Source organism: Desulfosporosinus sp. Tol-M2 (assembly GCF_059735615.1).
Map to the genome: position 1 here is coordinate 1 of NZ_JCAIJG010000142.1, position 2,378 is coordinate 2,378.

3 protein-coding genes are annotated in these 2,378 nt (G+C 38.4%); 2 read left to right on the forward strand and 1 reads right to left on the reverse strand.

What is annotated here, in order from left to right; genetic code table 11:
- Positions 1 to 202 (forward strand): P-loop NTPase family protein (locus AC6I5A_RS11220; protein ID WP_034615818.1); only part of this gene is annotated, 202 nt, incomplete at its 5' end.
- A gap of 235 nt (positions 203 to 437) precedes the next feature.
- Here the strand turns inward: AC6I5A_RS11220 and AC6I5A_RS11225 are convergent.
- Complete coding sequence (locus AC6I5A_RS11225; RefSeq protein WP_034615821.1) at positions 438 to 770, reverse strand: DUF3800 domain-containing protein; 333 nt, start codon at positions 768 to 770, stop codon at positions 438 to 440.
- 379 nt (positions 771 to 1,149) lie between these two features.
- Here AC6I5A_RS11225 and AC6I5A_RS11230 point away from each other — a divergent pair, with 379 nt between their 5' ends.
- Positions 1,150 to 1,950: a MerR family transcriptional regulator gene (locus AC6I5A_RS11230; protein WP_034615824.1), complete on the forward strand. Its 801-nt coding sequence runs from the start codon at positions 1,150 to 1,152 to the stop codon at positions 1,948 to 1,950.
- The last annotated feature ends 428 nt before the right edge of the window (positions 1,951 to 2,378 follow it).

Below are 2,378 nucleotides of genomic sequence, written 5' to 3' on the forward strand. Positions count from 1 at the left end.
TGATACGATGTTTATCGATGAAGGTTTTGGCGCTTTGGATGCCGAATCACTGGAACAAGCCATTGTCACGCTGCACGGCTTAACGGTCGGTAACAGGCTTGTCGGGATTATCTCCCACGTCAGTGAGTTGAAAGAGCGGATCGATAAAAAGATTCTCATCCAGAAAGATATTGCCGGCAGTACAATTAAGTTAGTTCAGTGATCTTAGTTTTGGAAATGTCCGCAAAAGCAGAAAATAATAGCGGGCTTACAAAAAATCTGTAAGCCCGCTTATTATTCAGATAGCTAAGAGCACTGAGTAGGTGCTTTAAAGAAACAAGAATGTTTCTCTTAGCTAGTCATAATAATCCATAAATATTTAAAATGTCAACACTAAACGATGTATTCAGCAATCTGATAAAATATTCCATTAACACTAAAGTTTGCAATATGCCTGTCTATTGAACGATCCTTGAGTATGTTATAATTTCTCTTAACTTTTCGTGATATAAGGATGAGGATTTAGTTTCTTCCATATTGAGCGAATTTAAGTAATAATTTCGCATTATTCCAGCAGAAATATCAGCTAATTGTAGTCCTGCTGTTGTTTCCGAATCAGCGAACAAGGGGACTGGTAAAATACGGGTTAAGTTGTCTCCACCAATAGAACGATATATGTAATTATTAAATGCAAAAGCGAGATGTTTATCTGTCTTCCTAGCGTTGTTATCAATAATGACTAATACATCTCTTGTATGCCATTCACGAGCAATAGACTCAATTCGCCACATAAAAAGCCTGTTTATTCATCAAAAATGCAGCACTGAACGGGCGGGGATTTTCCGCAAGGTCTTTAACACAGAGTATCTGACCAGTCAGGTAAGCTGGTCAATAGTCGAAGATTTAGCTTGGCTGACGGTTTTTAGCGCTTTGACAATCCTGATTCCTTTAGTCAGAATCAAAAAACGCTTGTTAACTTAAGCAATGGCTAATATCGATTTAGGTCGAAATAAATTAGAATTTTTATTTCCTCAAACGAAGGATAAATTCGCATTGAAAAGATATAAGAGTAATGGTGAAACATGACCCGGCTTCTAACCAGATTATGAAAATTCCTATTGACTTTCCTGTGCGGGGGAGGGTTTATACTGCTTATGGGGAGGTGAGGTCATGTATAAAATCAGCCAATTTTCCAGGATTACCAGCTTAACAGTGAAGACCCTGAGGTATTACGACGAAGAGGGTATCCTCAAGCCGTCCTGTCGTGCCGAAAACAACTACCGTTATTATGATGACATTGATTTTCAAAGGGCAAGATTAGTAATTCTACTACGTGATTTGGATTTTTCTATTGCGGAAATGAAAGAAATCCTGGCCAATTGTGACAACCCGAAAGATTTGTCATACTATTTAGCTGAAAAGCAAGAGATGATAGCCGGACAGATAAAAACAGGAAAAGAACTGATTCAAAAAATTGACCTTTACCTTCAGCCTAAAGAGAAAGGGGTAGGTAGTATGAATTACAACATTGAGTTAAAGGAATATGAAGCCCTAACCGTCGCAGTGCTCCGGTTTAAGGGAAGGTACAGTGATGTGGGAAAATACATCGGTACCATTTACAAAGAAGCCAAAGGAAAAGCCTGCGGCGCTCCGTTTTGCTGTTATTACGATAGCGAATACAAAGAAGCTGCCGATATTGAAGTCTGTATTCCTACGAAAGGAGTGGTGACTGGAACGAACGTTACCTCTAAACAACTGCCGAAGATCAAGGCCATCTGTACTACCCATATTGGCAGTTATGAGACGCTAAATTTTGCTTACAAAGCTCTCCTGGATTACGCCAGGGAACATAACTTGGAGTGCCTCTTGCCTTCCAGGGAGATTTATCATAAGGGGCCAGGCATGATTTTCAAGGGTAATCCGAACAAGTATGAAACGGAAATTGTTGTCCCGATTAAGCAAGAAAGCTAGTGGAATCAATCTAAAGGGGCTGTGTGAAAACACAGTCCCTAAAAAATCACATTAACAATAATCAGCTGATAGATTGAGCTTTGGTTCAATTCCGTTAATTTTCTTGCTAGAGCTAGATAATGAAGAGAAACGTATTTGAAAAATTACCGAAAAAGCCGTAGAAATACTGAGTGCGCTGATATTTCAGATATATTTTTATTGAGATTGAGATAGAAATAAAAAATAAAAAAAGAAAAAAATTAAAAAAACAGTTGACAACAAACTTTGATAATGGTATTATAGTCGAGCGTCACAAAGACGCACAGCAGGGAACAAGTGAGGGGTTATACCTTCAAACTATTCAATTCAGACAGAGATAATTAGTTATTGACAACGCGAGTGAGAAATGCTAAAATGTAAATCCGGCACAAATGGTAGCCATGGTCTTT